Consider the following 19,236-nt stretch of genomic DNA (forward strand, 5'->3'; position numbering starts at 1 on the left):
CCGAAGCTTCTGTTCACCTTTTCGTGGTCAGCTTGATGTGCACGCGTCGAGCATCCTCGGGGTCCGCAACAAGGCTAATCAGTCGAAGCTTGGCCAGCCGATTGATCAACTCGACAGCTGAGTGATGTCGGATCAGGAGAAACCGTGCGACGTCCCCCACCGTCGCCGGCCCTGCAGGAACAAACCCTTTGATGCCGAGGAGTGCCTGATGCTGCGTCGGGGTTAGTCCTTGCCGCGCGGCGGCTGCTTCGCTGAACGCGAGAAAGCTCCGAATTTAAAATCGGAACTGGGCCAGCGCCACGTAGTCGGACTCTCGCATGGCGCGGCGAGCCGCCCGCCGAGTGCGCGGCGTTTTTTCGACCCGCTGCGCCTTCTTCAGGCGAACCATCCCATGACGTTCCAACCGCCGCCCGCAAGACGGGATTAGTCTAAAGTATTGCTTGGTGGTTTGTCAGGCAGTTCCTCGAGCGATGCACAGCTATTGGCAGTCTATTCGATACTGGACAGCAGGATTTTAACTAGAACGACCTGAAAGGCGATCGGAATGCGGACACTCTTGCCCGGATCGACCGCTCGAGCGCGCCGACGATCTCGGCACTGGTCAATGCGCCGGCCGAGGCGTTGGCGATCAGTTCGCCCCACATCTGCGACAGCGACCCGCCCGGCTGGATCACCGGCTTGATCGTCACACCGCAGCCCTGGGCCCAGTCGACGATCTCCCGCAGAGTGTGGGGGCCGCAATTGCGGGCAGTCGCGAGGCGCTCAGCCGTCAGCGCGAGCAGCAATTCGCGCGACGGCGACCAATTCCCTTTCGGCTGCTGTTCACCGGTGAGCTCGACGGCGAGTTCCTTGAGCACATTCTGAGCACGCACACTCAATCGCTTCATGGGCGTCGGCGTGTGCTTGACCTGAACTGAGCCAAGGGCCGGTCTCCGTTCGCTGGCCAGCCATTTGCAAGGCTCGCGGGAGGCCTGACCGGACTGCGTCAGCGTACGCTGGTCGACTGCTTCCCCGGCAGACGAAGGCTCCTGACGCTCCGTCTGCTGCGACCAAGATCGTTTCTTTCGAACGCTTGCCGTCGTCTGCCGCATCGTTTGCCTCGCTGATTCCGCCAAGCAGTCTACTCACAAAGACTAATATATATCGTGTTCCGAGATGTTTTCACGCGATAATTCTTTTCGTTCGACCAAAGACAAATTGACAGAGGGGCTTCACGAGCAATGGTTATGTCCAAGAGCTACACGCGGACGTGACGTGCCCGGCGCGGACGGCCCCTCAGGGTCGGTTCCAGCCGGACAAATCGTGTCTTGCCAGCAAGCAGGAACGACATTCGGAGGAAATGATCATGACTGACGATATCATCCGTCGCGGCCTCTCGCGCCGTAGCCTGCTCCAGACCACGGCCGGTCTCATTGGCGGCTCGATGCTGCCGGCGATGCCGGCCTTTGCCGAGGATAAACCGATCGGCACCTATCCCGCCGGTGTCTCGGGTTCCACCGCCTTTATAGGAATTTCGGTGCCGCGCACCGGCACCTATGCCGTGCAGGGTGAGGACGAGCTCAAGGGCTATCAGCTCGCGATCGAGCACATCAATGAAGGACACGAGCTGATTAAGAAGATCTCACCCAAGACCAGCAAGGGCGTGCTCGGCAAGGAACTGAAGTTCGGCGTTGCGGATTCCGCGGCCAAGCCGAACGAGGCCGTTCAGGCACAGCAGCGCTTCATCAGCGAGAACAAGGCGATCATGATCACCGGTGGCACTTCGAGCGCCGTCGCGGTCGCGCTCAACAAGCTCGCCCAGCGCGAGCACGTGATCTTCGTCTGCGGTATCTCCGGCTCGAACGACACCACCGGCAAGGATTGCGTTCGCTACGGCTTCCGCCAGAATTTCTTCGGCCAGACCGCGGCTGCCGCGATCGGACCGGTGATGGTGAAGGAGTTCGGCAAGGGCAAGAAGGCTGCGTACCTGACGCCCGACTACACCTATGGCCACACCGTGACGAAGTCGATGCAGGATTTCCTGGCGGGGGCCGGCTGGACCACCGCGACCAACCAGGTTGCGCCGCTCGGCGCGCCCGACTACTCGTCCTATCTGCTCAATGTCGCCAATTCCGGCGCCGACGTACTGATCAACGTCAATTGGGGCCACGACGCGGTGCTGTCGACCCAGCAGGCCAAGCAATTCGGCGTGCTCGACAAGATGAAGCTGGTTGTGCCCTACCAGGTGCCCTTCATCGCACGCGAGACCGGCGGCCTGATGCAGGGCGTCTATGCCGCGACCGATTATTGGTGGACGATCGAAGACAAGTTCCCGCTAGCCAAGATGTTCAACGAGGCCTTCGAGAAGAAGTACGGTTACAAACCGGAATGGGGCGCCGAGAACGCCTATGTCAGCTTCGCGCACTGGGCCCGCATGTGCGAGGAAGCCGGCAGCTTCGATCCGCCGGATGTGATCAAGGCCTATGAGAAGGGCGAGACCATTCCCTCGCTGGTCGGCGACGTGCATTACCGCCCCGAGGATCATCAGTGCGTCCGTCCCGTCATCATCGTCAAGGGCAAGCAGCAGAAGGACATGAAGAACAAGGAAGACTGGTACGACGTCGTCGAGATCGTCCCGGGTGAAGGCCTGATGCAGAAGCCGGATGCCTTCGGCTGCCATCTCGGCGACTACACCTGATCCCGAACTAACCCCTGTGACGCCGTAGGCCGCCCTCCGGACCTGCGGCGTCGCCTTTTTTTGACGCGACGCCGCGTCACGACAGCGATTAATGCATGATCAGTTGGCCCAATCTCGTTTCGCAGCTTTTCAACGGGCTGGCGCTCGGCGCCCTGCTCGCGCTGATCAGCTCCGGTTTGACCATCATCTACGGCACGCTCGGCGTGCTCAACCTCGCGCATGGCGCGATGTTCATGATCGGCGGCTATGCCGGCTTCGTCACCTACCAGTACACGGAATCGTTCATCCTCGCGGTCGTCGCGGGCTCGCTGTTCGTGATGCTGCTCGGCGTCCTGATGGAGCGCGTCATTATCAGGCACTTCTATCACCGCCCACATGAGGACCAGCTGCTGGTGACGTTCGGGCTCGGCATCTGTTTCGTCGAGCTCGTGCGCCTGATCTTTTCGAGCCAGTCGCAGATCGTGCCGCCGCCGGCGCTATTCCAGGGCATCACCAATCTCGGCTTCATGTTTTATCCGACCTACCGCCTCGCCGTGGTCGGCATCGTCGCGGTCGCGCTCGGCGCGCTGTTCATCATTCTCTACCGCACCCGGCTCGGCATGATCGTGCGCGCCGGCATCGAGGATTCGGTGATGGTCGACTCGCTCGGTATCAACGTCTACCGCGTCTTCATGATCGTGTTCGGCATCGGCGCGATGGCGGCGGGCTTTGCCGGCATCGTCAATGCGCCGGTGGTGTCGCTGACCCCTGGCATCGGTGACGACATCCTGGTCCAGACCTTCGTGGTGGTGGTGATCGGCGGGGTCGGCTCGTTCCCCGGCGCGATTCTCGGTGGCCTGATCGCCGGCGAGATCATCAGCGTCACCTCCATGTTCAACCCCGGCTATGCCTATGTGATGCTGTTTGCGGCGATGACGCTCGTGCTCGTGGTGCGACCGCATGGCCTGCTCGGCGTGCAGGGCCGCGAATAAGTGATCCGCTGATGCTCAAGCAACGCCCGTTCCTGATAGAGACACTGACGGCCATCGGCCTGATCGTGGCTCCCTTCGTGCTGCCTCATTTCGGCTTCGCACCGAACACGGTGAACCGGATCCTGGTCTGGGGCCTTTTCGGCCTCGGCTTCGACATCCTGTTCGGCTTCACCGGCCTGTTGTCGTTCGGCCAGTCCGCCTTTTACGGCACCGGTGGCTTCGTCGCCGCTTACCTCTTGACCCGCGCCGGCTTCGGCAACGTGCTGGGCGCGCTGATCATCGGCATGATCGCGGCGGCGGCGACAGGTTATCTGATCGGCCTGATTGCGCTCCGCCGCACCGGCATCTACTTCGCCATGATCACGGTGGCCATCGCGGAAGTGTTCTTCTTCGTCGAGTTCAATCCTCTCTCCGATTTCACCGGCGGCGAGAACGGTCTGCCGGGCGTGCCGATGCCGAGCTTCAATCTCGGCTTCACCACCATCCATTTCACCGACGGCTGGTCGCTCTATCAGTTCATCGCGCTGTGCTATTTCGTCGGCATTGTCATTGCGCTCAGGATCGTGCGCTCGCCGGTCGGTGCCATCTTCAGCGCCATCAGGGACAATCCGCTGCGCGCCACCGCGGTCGGCCACAACATCCACGGCTACAAGCTGACGGCCTTCGTGATCGCCGCAGCCTATGCGGGCTTCGCCGGCGGCCTGCTTGGCGTGCTCCAGGCCTTCATGCCACCCGACGCTTTCACGTTCGACACCTCCGGCCAGCTCGTCATGCAGACGGCGATCGGCGGAAGGGGCACGTTGTTCGGCCCGCTGGTCGGCGCAACCGTCTGGCTGTTCCTGCAGGATTTCCTGCAGTCTGCGCTGGGTCTCGGCGCGGCCTGGAAGCTCGTGCTCGGCGTCGTGTTCGTGCTGCTGGTCTGCTTCCTGCGCGGCGGCATCATCGGCGGTCTTGTCGATTTCTACGGCCTCGTCTCGGGCAAGCGGGCGCGGAGGGCCCCGGAGACGGAGGAGGCTGAGGTCGAGAGGCCACTGCAAGCTCCGCCCGCGCCGATGCGGGCCAAGGAGGTCGAGCATCCCGCCTATTCCGGCCCTATCCTGAAAGCCACCGGACTCACCAAGCGCTATGGCGGCCTCGTCGCCAACAGTGACATCGATTTCAGCGTGAATCAGGGCGAGCTGCGCGGCATCATCGGTCCCAATGGCGCGGGCAAATCGACCTTCTTCAAGATGCTGACCTGCGAAATCGCGCCGACGTTAGGGCAAATCGTGTTCGAGGGGCGTGACATCACGGGATTGAAAGTCACCGACGTCTGCCAGCTCGGGCTCACCAAGAGCTACCAGGTCAACCAGCTCTTCACCGGGCTGACCGTGCGGCAGAACCTGACGATCGCAGCCCTCGCCGAGCTGCGCGGAAAATTCCGGCTCGATCTGTTCCGCACGCTCGGCGGCGTCAAGGGCCTGACGGAGCAGGTGGAGCACACGCTCGCGCTGGTCAATATGACCCGCCGCGCCGACACGCCCGTCTCCGAGCTCGCCTATGGCGAAAAGCGCAGGCTGGAGATCGGGCTCGCGCTGGCGACGTCTCCGCGCCTCTTGCTGCTCGACGAGCCGCTCGCCGGCATGAGCCCGCGCGAGCGCGTCGAGACGGTCAAGCTGCTCAAATCGATAGCGCGCGGCCGAACCATGATCATCATCGACCACGACATGGATTCGCTGTTCGAGCTGGTCGAGCGGGTGACAGTGCTGCAGGAGGGCCGCGTGCTCGTCTCCGGCACGCCCGAGGAAATCAGGACAAACGCCGCAGTGCAGGAAGCCTATCTCGGCGGCGTGCACGGAGAGATGGCCGCATGAGCCTGATCGAGGTCAATGGCCTGAACAGCTATTACGGGGATTCCCACATCCTGTTCGACGTGACCATGCGCGTCGAACGTCACGAGGTCGTGGCGCTGCTCGGCCGCAACGGCGCCGGCAAGAGCACGACACTGAAGAGCCTGATGGGCGTTGTAACGCCGCGTAGCGGCACCGTGAAGTTCGACGGCACCGATATCGCCGGCCGCCGGAGCCACAAGATCGCGCAAGCCGGCATGCAGCTCGTGCACGAGGAGCGCCGCATCTTCGGCAGCCTGTCGGTGGAGGAGAACATCTTGCTTGCCGGCATCACCGCGCCAAAACGCTGGCCGCTCGGCCGCATTTACGAGATGTTTCCGCGGCTGAAGGAGCGGCGCAGCAACCGCGGCACCGAGCTCTCCGGCGGCGAACAGCAGATGCTGGCGATCGCGCGGGCGTTGGTCCGCGATCCCAAGATCGTGCTGCTGGACGAGCCATTTGAGGGTCTCGCCCCCGTCATCGTCCACGATCTCGTCAAGGCCTGCCGCGAGCTCGCGGCCGCCGGCCAGACCATCGTGCTGGTCGAGCAGAACCTGGCGGCGACACTGGCGCTGGCGAGCAGGATCTACATCATCAACAACGGCCATATCGTGCACGAGGGCCCGGCGCAGGAGCTCAAGGCCCAGCCTGAGCTGCTGCAGCGCTACTTAGGCGTCTAGTTGCTCCCATCGGCGGTGCTGGACCAGACGCTGTCTAGAGCTGACGCAACGTCGGACAAATGTCCAAGATGAAAGGAACCATATAATGAATTACATCGCGACAAGGACAATGACCTGGTTGCTCGCTGCGTGCGTGGCAGCGACGACGGCAGCACACGCTGCAGAAAACAAGGTCGTGATCGGCGATATCGACGACATGTCGGGACTCTATGCGGACGTGATCGGCCCCGGTGGCGTCGAGGCTGCGAAGATGGCAATTGATGATTTCGGCGGCAGCGTGCTCGGCAACAAGATCGAGTTCATGGTGTCCGATCACCAGAACAAGCCCGACGTCGGTGCCCAAAAGTTCCGTGAATGGGCGGATCGCGACGGCGTTACGATGATTCTCGGCGGATCGAACACGGGAGTCAGCCTGGCGATGAACAATGTCGCCGTGGAAAAGAAGATTCCTTTCATTGCCATCGGCGCGGCCGGCGCGTCACTGACCGGCAAGGACTGCACACCCTATACCGTGCATTACGTCTACGACACGACGGCCCTCGGCAACGGTACCGCCAAGACCATGGTGAAACAGGGCGGCAAGACCTGGTTCTTTCTCACGGCCGACTACGCCTTCGGCACCCAGTTGCAGGACTCCGCCTCGAAAGTAGTCGAGGCCAATGGCGGCAAGGTGATCGGCGCCGTGCGCGTTCCGCTCTCCACATCGGATTTTTCGAGCTATCTGCTCCAGGCGCAAAATGCCGGCGCACAGGTGCTTGGACTCGCCAATGCCGGCAACGATTTCACCAATTCGATCAAGGCTGCCGACGAGTTCGGCATCGCCAAGACGATGAAGCCTGCCGCATTGCTCGCCTTCATCAGCGACATTCACAGCCTCGGCCTCAAGACTGCACACGGCCTCTATCTCACTACTGCCTGGTATTGGGATCTCAACGACAAGACCCGCACCTTCGCCAAGCGCTATTATGAAAAGACCAAGCGTGAGCCGACAATGAATCAGGCGGGCTATTATTCGGCGACTATGACCTACCTCAAAGCCGTCAAAGCCGCCGGCTCGACCAATTCAGAGAAGGTGATGGCCGAGCTCAAGAAGATGAAGATTGATGACGTGTTCACCGGCAACGGCAAGATCCGCGCCGATGGCCTGATGGAGCACGAGATGTATATCATGCAAGTAAAGAAGCCCGAGGAGTCCAAACAGCCCTGGGATTATTACAAGCTGGTCCAGACTATGTCGGGCGAAGAGGCCTTCGGGAAGTTGTCCGAATCAGCTTGCCCCTTGGTTACGCACTGATAGCCACACGGTCGACTTGAAAAGATGCTTGCTCAAACGTGAGCATCCACGATGCGCCAATCTCTTGCGAACTGCTTTCCCGGAGCACCTTGAGCATAGGCGTTTCCAGAGACGCAATCAGAGCGGCCAGCTTCAGATCGAGGACGCTCTGTCGGACACGGGTTGGCGGAGCAGGCTTGCTGCCGATCCAAGCCCATCGTCGAGTGCACGAGAACGGTGGTATTGGTCCAGTGGTCGCCTCCAATGTAGCCCCTTGTAGCCCTGAGGGTCCCGTTTCGGGAAGAAAGGAAACCAGTCGGGCTACATTTTGGAGCTAAGCCATTGTAAACACTGGTGCCGGCTGAGGGGATTGAACCCCCGACCTTCGGTTTACAAAACCGCTGCTCTACCGCTGAGCTAAGCCGGCGACGCCTCGAGAAAGGCAGGCGGAGGGCCGGCATGCGCCGGGCTGCGCGCCCGCGCGTCGCAATACCAGACTTGATCGGAAAGTGCCAGAACCGAGCGCGATCCCGCGGGCACGAAACAGGCGGCTCTGGGCCGCCTGTCCGCTGCCTGAACGGCTTGGCTTACTGGCAGATATGCCGGCGGCCGTCGTCACCCTTGAACCAGGTGCCGGGCGTGCAGACGAACCCGTTGCGCTGGGCATAGGTGCGGGTGTCCCAACCGCGATTGTCGTAGGCGTAACTGTTGTCCATGGCGCGGAACGGGGCTGTTGCAATCGCGCCGGCGGTCCCGATCGCGGCGCCCGCGACATCGCCCGCAACGTCGGTCGGCCAGAAGCCGGTGTGAGTCCTGTTCCAGTCGCCATTGCTCTGTCGGTAGCTCACCCGGTGATGGCGATATCCGTGGCGTCCGAGATTCTGGCAGGAGGGATCGGTGGATTGCACCGAGCAGCGCTCGGGATTGGTGACGACCGATTGCGCCATCGCGGAGCCGGTCACCATGGTTGCTGCAATCGCCGTCGCGCCGAGGAGTTTCGTGATCGTCATTAGTTGTCTCCCTTCGAATTGACGGGGAGCTAAATGTCGTGCCGCAGCGGTCGTTCCGAAGCAGCAGGCTGATTTTCCGCAAACGTCGGTCAAACGCACGTGAGTGAATGGAACAAGGTCTGCCGCCGTTAACACTTCGCTAGTGCGCGTCGCAGCATTTGAGCAGCGCGAGATCCTTACGCGTTAGGCTTACCTGAATTTGCTCAACTGGCCTTAACCCTCTCTGCGTCGCGATCGGATAGTTTGCGGGCCGGATAACCGGGGCTCTTCCATGCGCGCATCTGCGCTCGCAATCTTTCTGATCGGACTGCCCGCGACGGCCTTTGCCGGCGGCGGCTTCGATCTCGTCGTGCCGGGCCGTCCCGGCGTGCCCATCATCATCAACAACATCGATGCGTCCTACGCCGTGGTCGAAGGCGTCTGGGGCCTTGGCAAGAACGTCCAGGTGCAGCCCACGATCTATGGCGGGGTGTACGTCCCGGAACGGCAGCCCTCCGATGTCGGCCATTATTATCCGAGCCTGGGCTTGCAGCCCGGCTACGGCCGCCTCGAGGTCGAGCCGCCGGCGAACCGCAAATTGCCGAAGCCGGCGGACAGCTACCACCAGAGCTGGGGCGCATCGTCCGCGCCGCTGCCGCCGCAAATGGATGTGCCGGTCAACCCGCCGCCGGTGATCCTGGCGCCCGAGATCAACGACTATCCGCGACCACCACGGCCCCGGCCGCGCACAGGAATGCCCGGCAGGCCGCCGGGCTAAAGAAACGTCGGAATCCAACAAGACGGACATCAACAGGAGAGAGTAATGCGTCAGATGATTTCGGGACTGGTCGCGGCGGCTGCCGTGATGTTTGCGGGCGCTGCGCCCGCCATGGCCTGCGGCTTCAGCCCGTGCCAGCCAATTGCGCCGGTCTATTCCGGCTGCAACACCGGTTGCGGTGGTTATGGCTACGGCGCTGCTTACGGTTATGGCTATGAGCGCCTCGCCCAGCCGACCTCGCAGTACTACTACGTCAACCAGGGTCCGACCTACACCGGTCCGGGCGCCTTCGCGCCGTATCCGACCTACCAGGAAGACGCGGTCGTCGCCCCCGCCAATTATGGCTACGGCTATGGCTATCGCGCGGCTGCCGTCGAAGCGCCGGCTGCCTATCCCTATCGCCGCCCGTACTACCGTCCGTATCGCTACGGCTACGGCCCGCGCTACGGCTATCTGCCGCGTCCGCATTACGGCTATGGTCCGCGCTATGGCTACGCCCATCGCTATCAGCCGTACTATGGCGGCCATCGCGTGCTGCGGCGCTATTACTGATCTCTGATCGGCTGAGCCAAAGAAGCGCCCGTTCGCTCAGCGGACGGGCGCTTTGCCTTGTCTCCAAAACAACCCCATGCACAGTAGCCGCGGACAGCGCGATCAATGGGTTACGCGCCAGTAAAAATCATTCGAGCGTAGCCCGGATGGAGCGCAGCGAAATCCGGGATTCTGGTGCGACGGTCCCGGATTGCGCTGCGCTCCATCCGGGCTACGAATCTTAAGAAAAAACGAAATGCTGTTGATCCGTCGGGCAAAACAGGTGTATTATGGCATCGTCGGAATGTGCGCCTAGCGCTTCATCAAGCCAAGCCTGACAGCACCGACATAGAGCGAGAGCACCGCGGCATTCGAGACGTTGAGGCTCTTGATCTCCCCGGGCATGTCGAGCCGCGCCACCACGCTGCAGGTCTCGCGCGTCAATTGCCTGAGGCCCTTGCCTTCGGCGCCGAGCACCAGGGCGAGCGGCTCGCGCAATGCCACGTCCGAGAGATCCTCGCTGCCCTCGCTGTCGAGGCCAACGGTCTGGAAGCCGCGCTCGTTCAGAGCGGTCAGCGCACGCGCGAGGTTTTGCACTGTTACCATGGGCACCAGCTCCAGCGCGCCGGAGGCGGCCTTGGCCAGCACGCCGGTTGCTTCCGGACTGTGACGGGCGGTGGTCACGATCGCCTTCACCGCGAACGCCGCGGCCGAGCGCAGGATGGCGCCGACATTGTGCGGATCGGTGATCTGGTCGAGCACCAGCACCATGCCTTCCTGCTTCAGGGTCTCGATGTCGGGCGAGGGCAGGGGATCGGCCGCGGCGAGCAGCCCCTGATGCACGGCGTCGGGCGAGAGCAGGCGGTCGATCTCCTGGGGACGGACGATCTCGGGCGTGACCGGGCTCGCGATGTTTTCATCGGCCAGGCGCCGCGCGGCGTTCTCGGTCAGCGTCAGCTTGCGGATCCGCCGCTGCGGGTTGGCGAGGGCCATGGTGACGGTGTGCCAGCCATAGAGGATGACGGGGCCGTCGGGGTGCGAATCGCGTTCGCGCCAGGCCGGCCGGCCAGCCGATTTTCCTGTTCTGTTGAAGGGTTTAGCCCCGCCGCGGGGCCCCCTCGGAGCAAATTTTTTGTCCTTCATGGGCTCGCTTGTGTCACGGGTGCCGGAATATGGCAATTTGGGTGGCTCCAAGGGCGATTTTAGCTGTTCGCCTCGGTTGACTTTGCCCCACAGCTTCGCCCATAAACGCGCCCGGTCGCGCCCCCATCCGGGCTGTCGCGGCCTTCACGTTCCATGGCCGTTTTCGGTCCGCCGGCAAGGTCCGGCCCGATTGTGCTGCCGTCGAGCGGGGGAGTGTCCCGAGTGGCAAAGGGAGCTGACTGTAAATCAGCCGCCTCATGGCTTCGCAGGTTCGAGTCCTGCCTCCCCCACCATCCTGCTTCGCGCTAACGCGCTACGCAGGATTTGCAGCCTTCCACTGCGCGAAGCAGGATGCCCTCCGAAGCCTTGGCGTCGGATCAGGACAAGAGTCGGGTTCGGGCCACGCGTTCGCGAAGAAGAGTCTCTGGTGAGCGTAAGCGAAGACGAACTTTCCGCCACCCCATCATCTCCCTGAGCATCGGCATCACCTTCCGCGCGTAAAGCGCGATACTCTTCATCAGCTTCTCGTGCGGCAGCGGTCCCGCCGAGTATTTCAATTGAAACCGCGCAAGGCCGAATGTCTTGGCCGGCTTGTGGTGCTGTCGCGCAGCAGACTCTCGATCCACTCCCGGCAGAGACGGCGATCGCCTCGATGATTTTCTAGCGCTTACCTAAGGTAGCGATCATTGCGGTCTGCCCGCATGTTGATCACTGGCTGCAGCCCGACATTCATTACACTGGAAATAGTGGGCCATGTGTGAGCTAGCCGACACGCATTGATGTCCGGCGCTCCTAACATTCCGGACGGTCAACATGCGGAGTGACGATACGAGAAAGGTGATCAGTCATGCCAACCAGAGAGCAGCTCGCCCACATTAGCCCCGTCGATGGCGACGGCGCATCTATCGTTCAGAACGACGACGGTTCGGTCACGACATCCTGGCCTGACGGTACCGTCCGCGTCGACGAATCCGACGGAAGGGCAATGGTCACTTTCCCTGACTTCGCGGTTCTCAATATCGAGACCGACGGAACCATGACCCTCAACGACGTTAATGGCAATCCGCTGGACGTTACTACGGGAGCGCCGCTGTCCGGCTCATCCGATGATCCTCCCACACCACCGCCGACGACAGTCGAAGAGCTCAGCGAAGTCCTCGAGGGGGTGAGTGCAATCCGCGACCTGGCAGCAGCCAAGGGCATCCTGCGCGCGTTCGGGGTCGCCGCCGTGGTCGACAAGCAGTATGGCGCGCTGTTCGAGCTTGCATCCGCTTTCGGCGAGGCGCTCAAGGGCGAACTGTCGCCAACCAGCTGGTTCATCCAGCCGGTGAAGATGCTGCTCGCGGTGATCAAAGCCCTCCAGACGGAAGAGCGCGGAGCGGCCATGCGGTCATGGTGCTACACCGTGGCCTATGACGCGATGGCCATGGGAGTCCCTCCGGAGCCGAATTTTTCCGGCAGCCTCCAGGGTGCCGACCAGGACGCGTTGGACAAGCAGTGGTGGGATGACGCCCGCAAGCAGGCCCAGGACCAGCTCGCCGACGGGCAGAGCGGGATCGCCCTTCGCAACCGGGTGACGCTGCTGATTGCCAAATGCAGCGGAGATCCCGCGACCGCGGTCACCGAATTGTGGGCAGCAGCGTGCAGGCAATCGGGTGACGACGGCAACGCCGGTCTGCTCGCCGCATATCCCAATCTATCCTGGCCGCAGCCGACCGGCGCCTGACCGGATTGCCGTGCAGTAAATACCGAGCCTTCACGCACGCATTTGTTTTCGCCTACTCATATTTCATAGGAGCTTGATATGGCCGATTTTATTTCCGGCGTCGGACCGCTGTTTGGCCCCGATTTCGTTGTGGTCACGGTCAACGATGAGACAGGAACGAGATTTGATGTCCAGGTCTATCCTGATGCGCACAATCCCGAGCTGAGGCAAGCCGGGTTGCCCACCCAGTACTACTTCCAGCCTGCCCAGGTCTTCCTGGCGCGCAAGCAGAGCTCGCCGCAAGACTTTGATTTCGAGATGACTCTCTTCAAAGGTCTCGGTTCGGAGGAAGCCAACATAACTCCTGAAGAGCTCGCCGGCGCCTCAACCGAGATAGGCGGTGGCTTTTGCACGTTCTCCACCACGTTCGCGATCCCGCCGAGCGTGATCGAAGGTGTCATCGCCAAACTGAAGAGCCGCGAGCACCCCGCGCCGATCCCGCGGTTGGGTCGCTTCTTCAATCATCAATCGGGTGACCCCGACCCCGGGCTGGGCATCGTGCCCATCACCAACAGCACCGTGGTGTGCGCGGTGCAAGACCCCAGCGTCACCGGCGGCAAGATCCTGATGACCGCTCAGTACAGCCAGAAGGGCAGCATCGAGCAACACGGCATAAGCACTTTTCTCATCTCCTGCAATCTGTTCGCCGCGGGTGAGATCGCCTCAGCGCTCAAGGCGGGCGCCTCGCCGCCATTCACCGTCACCAACATCCTCAAGGAGGCGTTCTACGTCAACGCCGTGACGGTCGAGGTCAATGTCGACGTCGACAAGGTCTATGACTCGTTCTCCTTCGCGGTCCAGGCGGGCGGCTTCCTCGGCGTCGACGAAATTTCCGCCAGCGCGGCCTGGTCCTCGTGCATCACCTCAGGAGGTGTGACAACGCACATCACCCAGAACGGATCCGTTCTCGATGCCTCCACGGCGAAGTGGGTCAACGAGAATGTCGACGCCATGAAGAAGACCGCGATGGATCTGGTCAAGCAGGAGATCTTCGACTGGGACCCGTCCAAGGCCGACTCCAAGGCCGCGACGTCGGGGCGCGGCTGGTTCAGCGAAGTCTTCGGCGGTGCTGCGGTGTCACTGAAGTCTGATCATGAGCGACGTGGTGTGCATTTCCAACAGACGCTGATCCTCGACGAGACCATCTCGGTCGAAACCGCAGTGACGGGAGACCTCAACGACCTGCTGCCGGCGGTGCGCGCCAACCTCAACAAGTACCTGTTCGTCATTGATATCGGCGAATTCTTCAAGAAAGTTCAGGTGGTCGGCACCTGCGCGGTGAACTTTGGCGAAAAGCTGCCGGATGGTACCGACCTGCGGGACCCGCTCGTCGCTGTTGAGCTCGAAGCCGGTTACCCCGACTTTTCCAGTCCGGTCGAGAATGGGCAAGTCAATCTGCGGATGCTGAACCAGGGCCAGCACTATGTGCAGGGACAAAGCGTTCCCAAGGGGGCCTGTTTCGCCGGCGATTTGGAAGGCTGAGAACAGCAGCGATTTCGTGAACTATTCTTTCCTGCGTCTGGACAACCCGGTGCAAGGTTGGCCGAAGGACCAAGTCAAACTGCGTCGCAAACTTGTCTTCGATGGACTTGACCCCCGGGTGAACCTTTCCCCGTCGATCGCCCCGCACGATCCGGCCATAGCCGAGATCGAAGAGCTCACCACCGATCATGGACCGATTCTCACCGCTGCGGCAGTCGGATATGTGTTCGTCCGGTTTGCGGTTACGCCGCTCAAGCTTCCGCCGAACGTCAGCGTCACGATCACGCCGAAGATCGGCAACGATACCTACCCGGAGATCGTGGTGACGAAGGCGAATGTGACCAACGCCATCTGGGAGGTATTCTCGGACAAATACATCCAGGAGACCAAATTTACGTACACGATGACGGTCGAGGTCGATGGTCCCAATTTCACCGATGACCCGGTGATCTACTCGACGCCCGAGCCTGTTTCGGTGGCGATCCCACAAGGACACATCAAGTACTTCCCGCAGCTGAAGACGCCGTTGCCGAGCGCGCCCGCTGACAAGAAGGCCCTTATCGAGGCCTATGTGAAAGCGGCCCAGACCGCACCCGCGTGACCGGCTCTGCCCCTGGGCATGGCGCGTCATGCCTGCGCTGTCGTCAGCTTGGGAGGATGCCGTGGAAGAAGAGATCAACATAGCCTTCGACATGTTCCTGGCCGCAAGGCAGGCGCCATGGATCGTAAGGCGCAACGGCACCGCCCTCGCTGATGCGGGTGGCATAAAATTGCCGGCGGGAGCAATGGATCTGCCGCGGCTGGACGAGGTGTTTCCGGCTAATCTGCTGTCGGCGGACAGGCAGAGAGGCTGGTTCTTGCCGGATTTCAAGCTGGTCGACGCGGACCCGGCGTTTCGCTTTGATGTGGTTCAGCAAGCAGGCGAAGTCACCCCCGATGGCAAGCCGGTCAATCAGGCGACGCTGGCACTTTCGTTCCGGACTGAAATTCCCGCCAACGTCAAGCATGTGCTGACGAGCCCGGACGCCCCGGCGCGCGTGACGATCGTGCCTGACCCGCATCCCGCCGCGACTCTGTCGGTGCCGGTCACGGCTCAGGACGGCTCGGTGCACCCGCTGACCATGCAAGGCGCCGTGACGCCTCAATCCGACGGCACTTACCTGGCGACATTTGCTCTGTCACAGGGCGCCGTAGAGGCGGCCTACGAGCGGCTGACCGATCTCGGCGGCGCGACACTCGAACTGTCTTTGAACTACAGCGCCTGGCAAACGGTGTTCGCCGTCATTCCCGACGTCGGGTTTCCGCATCCGACCCCATTGTTCCATGGCTGGCACTTCCAGGCATTCGGCGACGGAACCTCGCCAGTGATCGAGCAGCTCAATGTCTTCCCCGGCGGCTATCATTTTTTTCCGGTGACGGCGAACTATCCTCCATCCCCGCCAACGCGGTCACTGCCGCTGGGTCTGTCCTTCGCGACCGATGCCTATCGCGCACGGTTCAGGATCACGACGCGAGACGGCCACACCCGGCCCATCATCGACGCCGGCGATCTCAGCGAATTCGCCACCGTCCGCTCGGAATATCGCGAGCTCACCTCGCTGGGAGATGTCCAGGCGCAATATCCGTCGCTTCGGCGGCTCTATCTTGGCCAGGTCAGCGGCACCGTCGTCGCGCTGCCGATGAACTACGGTATCGTGCACGGAGCCACGGGCCTTGCCGCCAAATGCGATTCCATCATCGATCCATCGAGCAATCTCACCGGCAGCCGCTTCCACTTCACCTTCACCGTTGCTCCGGTGGTGGACCCGATTGATTGGGCCAGGCTCGCGGCCGCGCTGCCGGGTGCGCCCGAGGCCGCAGGGCGCGGCTTGCGGTTGACCTTGCCGGATGGACTGGACCCGCGCCATCCGTCAATGCTCAATGGATTTCCCTCGGCGACGGCAGCGTTCGCCGACGGAATCACCCCGCACACCGTCAGGGTCTCGGTCGACATCGCCGATGACCAGGCCACACCTGCACTCACGAATGTCAGTCTGTTCCTGGCCGAACTCGAAACGGCCGGGGAGGCACCCCTGTTCGCGAACATGGCCGTCCGTCTCGACGATTTTTTCAACCAGCCGGTTCAGACCCAGGCGACGCTGAACCTGCACCAGACTGCCGGCTCCGACGATCTCACCTCCGTTATCATGCCTGGATCGCCGCCCACTGCCGTGGTCACCAACAAGGGCCGGTTCGATCTCACCCTGCAGCGATTTGCGCTGTTGCCCCAGCTTGGTGTCACCGCACTCAACGACAAGGTCCTTGCGACGGGCCAGTCGACCACGTTGAGCGCAGACGCAACTGGCGCCACCTCCGTCGCAGTCGTCCGCTCCCTCGTCGTGCCCGATCCGATTCCCAGGAAGGCGATGCTCGAGTTCATCTCGTTCAATACTCAAACCGTGCAGCAGGTCCAGCATCCCCTCACTGTTCACGCTGCGATCAACTTCGCCGCAGCCGGGATCACTGCCATCGACGTGGCGTTCAGCCTTGCCGAAGCGCCTGCTCTGCCTGTGCCACGGCTGACCCTGACTGCCTCGCACACGATAGACTTCGTCAACGTGTTGATCCCTGTCGGCTCCGCCATCACCGGCCTCGAGACGACAGTCACGCTGGATATCACCACGTCCAGCAGCCAACGCACCGTCACCGTCACCCACGATTTCGTCGACGAGCCCACCCTGACCATCACCAACAATACGATCGCGTGAGGCGATTCGGACTGAGTTGCGCCGAACCCGGCGTTCTAAAGGAGGCAGATCATGACGGACGACGTTCTTCCGGCTGGCCCGATTTTCGGTCCCGACTTCGTTGCGATCAGCCTCGACGATGGCCGTGGTGCCAGGCTCGATGTTCCGATCTATCCGGACGCCAACAATGTTCAGCTGAGGGACGCAGGCCTGGCCGCCATATCCTATTTTCAGCCTGCAAGGGTCTTCCTGGCCAGTCGACCAGGCTCGGGTCGCCCTGACTTCTCCATGAGAGCCATGGTCAAGCGCAGCAGCGTTGCCGGTGCTCCCCAGGTCGAATTCGTTGGTGGATCATGCACTTTCAGCACCACTTTCGCGCTCGGTGACGCCATGCTCAATTCGATTCTGGCGGAGCTCATGTCGCATCGTCAGGTGCCGCCGCCCGACAGGATTGCTGCGCTCTTCAACCACGAGAGCGCCGACCCCGATCCAGAGCTGCGCATGGTCCCCATTTTGCACAACACCGTCTCATGCACGGTCCCGCGGCCTGAGCCCGGTTCGGCCTTCCTGACCGTTCAACCCAGCCAGATCGGAAGTATCGAAATGCACGCGCGCACCACCTTTCTGGTGTCTTGCAACGCGGCGGCTACGGAGGAAATTGTCGGCAATCTCAGGAACGGATCCTCGCCACCGTTTGTCGTGACCAACACGCTCACCCAACAATTCAGCACAGGCGGAGCCGAGCTGTCAGTGGAGATCGTTCTTGATGCGGCAAAGCTTCATGACGCATTCGCGTCTGCTCTGCCACAGGGCGATTCGCGCGCGATAGCAGGGGCCATCCCGAATACGGCTTACAGCACGGGCCTCGGCAATGGTGCGGTCGTCACTCACATCACCGAAGGCGACAGCCGAAGCGTGGATCCGAGCTTGAAAGCCTGGATCGAATTGAGCAACCCCGTCAAGAGCGCTGCGATCGCCGCAGCAAAGGAGCAACTGTTCGATGTCGGTCCTGAGGTGCCGGCTCCAGCCGATTCCGGTTGGTGGAACGACGTGTTCGGAGGGGCCACGGCCTCGTTGAAGCCAACGCGTCCCCCGGCGGGAACGACCGTCTCACAGACCGTCGCGCTCAGTGGTCCCATTTCCACCGAGCAGACCGTCGTGGGCCAGTTCGAGTCGCTGGCCGCCGCGGCGAAGGCCAGCATCGATACCTATCTCACGGTCATCGATATGGGCGGGTTCGGGTGATACGGTGGTCCGGGGTGACCTATCGCAAAGGACTACCCCATCATCTCCCTGACCATCGGGACCACCTTGCGCCCGTAGAGCTCGATGCTTCGCATCAACTTCTCGTGCGGCAGAGGTCCCGCCGAGTACTTCAACTGAAACCGCGCGAGGCCGAGCGTCCTGGCCGTCTTCGCGATCTTGCGTGCCACCGTTTCCGGTGAGCCGACATAGAGCGAGCCGTGCTCGGCCTCGCTGACGAACTCGTCGCTAGACATCGGCGGCCAGCCGCGCTCGCGGCCGATGCGGTCGCGCATGGCCTTGTAGTCAAGCCAGAGCTCTTCGCGCGCCTGCTCGTCGGTTTCGGCGACATAGCCGGGTGAATGCACGCCGATCTGCTGCGCAGGCCGGCCGAATTCCTTGAAGGCACGGTGATAGAGATCGACATAGGGCGCGAAGCGCTCGGGATCGCCGCCGATGATGGCAAGCATCAGGGGCAGATCGTAATGCGCGGCGCGCACCACCGATTTCGGACTGCCGCCGACGCCGATCCAGGTTTTGAGCTGGCCGTTCTCGACCGGTGGATAGACCAGCTGGTCCTTCAGCGGCGGGCGCAGTTTGCCCTGCCATGTCACCGGCTGCTGCGACAGCAGGGCCGCGAACAGATCGAGCTTCTCCTCGAACAGCTCCTCGTATTTGCGCAGGTCGAAGCCGAACAGTGGGAAGGATTCGGTAAACGAGCCGCGGCCGAGGATGACCTCGGCGCGTCCGCTCGAAAGTGCATCGAGCGTCGCAAAGCGCTGGAACACGCGGATGGGATCGTCCGAGCTCAGCACCGTCACGGCCGAGCCGAGATGGATGCGCCTGGTGCGCGAGGCGATCGCGGCCAGCACGGTCTCGGGCGATGAGATCGCAAAGTCAGACCGGTGGTGCTCGCCGAGACCGATGAAGTCGAGGCCGAGTTCGTCGGCCAGCACCGCCTCGTCGACGAGATTGCGGATGACCTGCGCGTGCGGGAGCATGTTGCCGGCGGCATCCTTGGTGACGTCGCCAAAGGTATCCAGTCCGAATTCGAGCGGTGCGGTCATCGATCAGGTCTCTGCGGGGAATGCCGGACAGTTAAGTGCCGGGC

17 protein-coding genes, 2 tRNA genes and 1 pseudogene are annotated in these 19,236 nt (G+C 62.2%); 13 read left to right on the forward strand and 7 right to left on the reverse strand.

Features of this window, described 5'->3' with window-relative positions; translation table 11 throughout:
• Positions 1-13 precede the first annotated feature (13 nt).
• On the reverse strand, positions 14-274 hold the full coding sequence (locus tag ACNJX9_RS17380) for a MarR family transcriptional regulator (RefSeq protein WP_439410076.1): 261 nt from the start codon (positions 272-274) through the stop codon (positions 14-16).
• A gap of 244 nt (positions 275-518) precedes the next feature.
• A complete protein-coding gene (locus ACNJX9_RS17385) occupies positions 519-1,091 on the reverse strand; it encodes a hypothetical protein (RefSeq protein ID WP_439409704.1) in 573 nt (190 codons plus the stop codon).
• A gap of 254 nt (positions 1,092-1,345) precedes the next feature.
• Here ACNJX9_RS17385 and ACNJX9_RS17390 point away from each other — a divergent pair, with 254 nt between their 5' ends.
• The 5 genes from ACNJX9_RS17390 to ACNJX9_RS17410 all read left to right on the forward strand — a co-directional run bounded on the left by ACNJX9_RS17390 (position 1,346) and on the right by ACNJX9_RS17410 (position 7,490).
• A complete protein-coding gene (locus ACNJX9_RS17390) occupies positions 1,346-2,677 on the forward strand; it encodes a substrate-binding protein (RefSeq protein ID WP_439409705.1) in 1,332 nt (443 codons plus the stop codon).
• A gap of 95 nt (positions 2,678-2,772) precedes the next feature.
• Positions 2,773-3,648 carry a branched-chain amino acid ABC transporter permease gene (locus ACNJX9_RS17395; protein ID WP_439409706.1) on the forward strand — a complete coding sequence of 292 codons (876 nt, stop codon included), beginning with the start codon at positions 2,773-2,775 and terminating at the stop codon, positions 3,646-3,648.
• Positions 3,649-3,659: 11 nt separating this feature from the next.
• Positions 3,660-5,501, forward strand: coding sequence for a branched-chain amino acid ABC transporter ATP-binding protein/permease (locus ACNJX9_RS17400; RefSeq protein WP_439409707.1), 1,842 nt, complete (start codon positions 3,660-3,662; stop codon positions 5,499-5,501).
• Positions 5,498-6,196: an ABC transporter ATP-binding protein gene (locus tag ACNJX9_RS17405; RefSeq protein ID WP_439409708.1), complete on the forward strand. Its 699-nt coding sequence runs from the start codon at positions 5,498-5,500 to the stop codon at positions 6,194-6,196. The genes ACNJX9_RS17400 and ACNJX9_RS17405 overlap by 4 nt, the downstream gene beginning before the upstream one ends.
• Positions 6,197-6,305: 109 nt before the next feature.
• A complete protein-coding gene (locus ACNJX9_RS17410) occupies positions 6,306-7,490 on the forward strand; it encodes an ABC transporter substrate-binding protein (RefSeq protein WP_439409709.1) in 1,185 nt (394 codons plus the stop codon).
• 331 nt (positions 7,491-7,821) lie between these two features.
• On the opposite strand, the gene ACNJX9_RS17415 is transcribed toward ACNJX9_RS17410, so the two are convergent.
• Both ACNJX9_RS17415 and ACNJX9_RS17420 read right to left on the reverse strand, forming a co-directional pair.
• Positions 7,822-7,896: transfer RNA gene (locus ACNJX9_RS17415), tRNA-Thr, on the reverse strand.
• 160 nt (positions 7,897-8,056) lie between these two features.
• The gene (locus tag ACNJX9_RS17420) at positions 8,057-8,479 is read right to left on the reverse strand and encodes a hypothetical protein (protein WP_057745833.1); all 423 of its coding nucleotides are present in this window, start codon (positions 8,477-8,479) and stop codon (positions 8,057-8,059) included.
• A 271-nt stretch (positions 8,480-8,750) separates the two neighbouring features.
• On the opposite strand from ACNJX9_RS17420, the gene ACNJX9_RS17425 reads away from it, so the two are divergent.
• Both ACNJX9_RS17425 and ACNJX9_RS17430 read left to right on the forward strand, forming a co-directional pair.
• Positions 8,751-9,236, forward strand: a complete 486-nt coding sequence (locus ACNJX9_RS17425; protein ID WP_439409710.1) for a hypothetical protein — start codon at positions 8,751-8,753, stop codon at positions 9,234-9,236.
• Positions 9,237-9,281: 45 nt separating this feature from the next.
• Positions 9,282-9,788 carry a hypothetical protein gene (locus ACNJX9_RS17430; RefSeq protein WP_439409711.1) on the forward strand — a complete coding sequence of 169 codons (507 nt, stop codon included), beginning with the start codon at positions 9,282-9,284 and terminating at the stop codon, positions 9,786-9,788.
• Between the two features lie 291 nt (positions 9,789-10,079).
• On the opposite strand, the gene rlmB is transcribed toward ACNJX9_RS17430, so the two are convergent.
• Positions 10,080-10,910: a 23S rRNA (guanosine(2251)-2'-O)-methyltransferase RlmB gene (rlmB, locus tag ACNJX9_RS17435; RefSeq protein WP_439409712.1), complete on the reverse strand. Its 831-nt coding sequence runs from the start codon at positions 10,908-10,910 to the stop codon at positions 10,080-10,082.
• A gap of 207 nt (positions 10,911-11,117) precedes the next feature.
• On the opposite strand from rlmB, the gene ACNJX9_RS17440 reads away from it, so the two are divergent.
• Positions 11,118-11,203, forward strand: a tRNA-Tyr gene (locus tag ACNJX9_RS17440).
• Between the two features lie 165 nt (positions 11,204-11,368).
• Here the strand turns inward: ACNJX9_RS17440 and ACNJX9_RS17445 are convergent.
• Positions 11,369-11,497: pseudogene (locus tag ACNJX9_RS17445) on the reverse strand (LLM class flavin-dependent oxidoreductase); the annotation flags it as partial.
• Positions 11,498-11,757: 260 nt separating this feature from the next.
• Here ACNJX9_RS17445 and ACNJX9_RS17450 point away from each other — a divergent pair.
• The 5 genes from ACNJX9_RS17450 (at position 11,758) to ACNJX9_RS17470 (ending at position 18,128) form a co-directional block, all read left to right on the forward strand.
• A complete protein-coding gene (locus tag ACNJX9_RS17450; RefSeq protein WP_439409713.1) occupies positions 11,758-12,636 on the forward strand; it encodes a hypothetical protein in 879 nt (292 codons plus the stop codon).
• Positions 12,637-12,714: 78 nt separating this feature from the next.
• Complete coding sequence (locus ACNJX9_RS17455; protein WP_439409714.1) at positions 12,715-14,157, forward strand: hypothetical protein; 1,443 nt, start codon at positions 12,715-12,717, stop codon at positions 14,155-14,157.
• Between the two features lie 16 nt (positions 14,158-14,173).
• On the forward strand, positions 14,174-14,758 hold the full coding sequence (locus ACNJX9_RS17460) for a hypothetical protein (RefSeq protein WP_439409715.1): 585 nt from the start codon (positions 14,174-14,176) through the stop codon (positions 14,756-14,758).
• A 61-nt stretch (positions 14,759-14,819) separates the two neighbouring features.
• On the forward strand, positions 14,820-16,904 hold the full coding sequence (locus tag ACNJX9_RS17465) for a hypothetical protein (RefSeq protein ID WP_439409716.1): 2,085 nt from the start codon (positions 14,820-14,822) through the stop codon (positions 16,902-16,904).
• 51 nt (positions 16,905-16,955) lie between these two features.
• Positions 16,956-18,128 carry a hypothetical protein gene (locus tag ACNJX9_RS17470; protein WP_439409717.1) on the forward strand — a complete coding sequence of 391 codons (1,173 nt, stop codon included), beginning with the start codon at positions 16,956-16,958 and terminating at the stop codon, positions 18,126-18,128.
• Between the two features lie 32 nt (positions 18,129-18,160).
• Here the strand turns inward: ACNJX9_RS17470 and ACNJX9_RS17475 are convergent, their stop codons facing one another.
• Positions 18,161-19,192 (reverse strand): LLM class flavin-dependent oxidoreductase, encoded by a 1,032-nt coding sequence (locus ACNJX9_RS17475; RefSeq protein ID WP_439409718.1) that lies wholly within the window; start codon positions 19,190-19,192, stop codon positions 18,161-18,163.
• Positions 19,193-19,236 lie beyond the last annotated feature (44 nt).

It is taken from the genome of Bradyrhizobium sp. BLXBL-03, assembly GCF_051853015.1.
Taxonomy (GTDB): Bacteria; Pseudomonadota; Alphaproteobacteria; order Rhizobiales; family Xanthobacteraceae; genus Bradyrhizobium; species Bradyrhizobium manausense.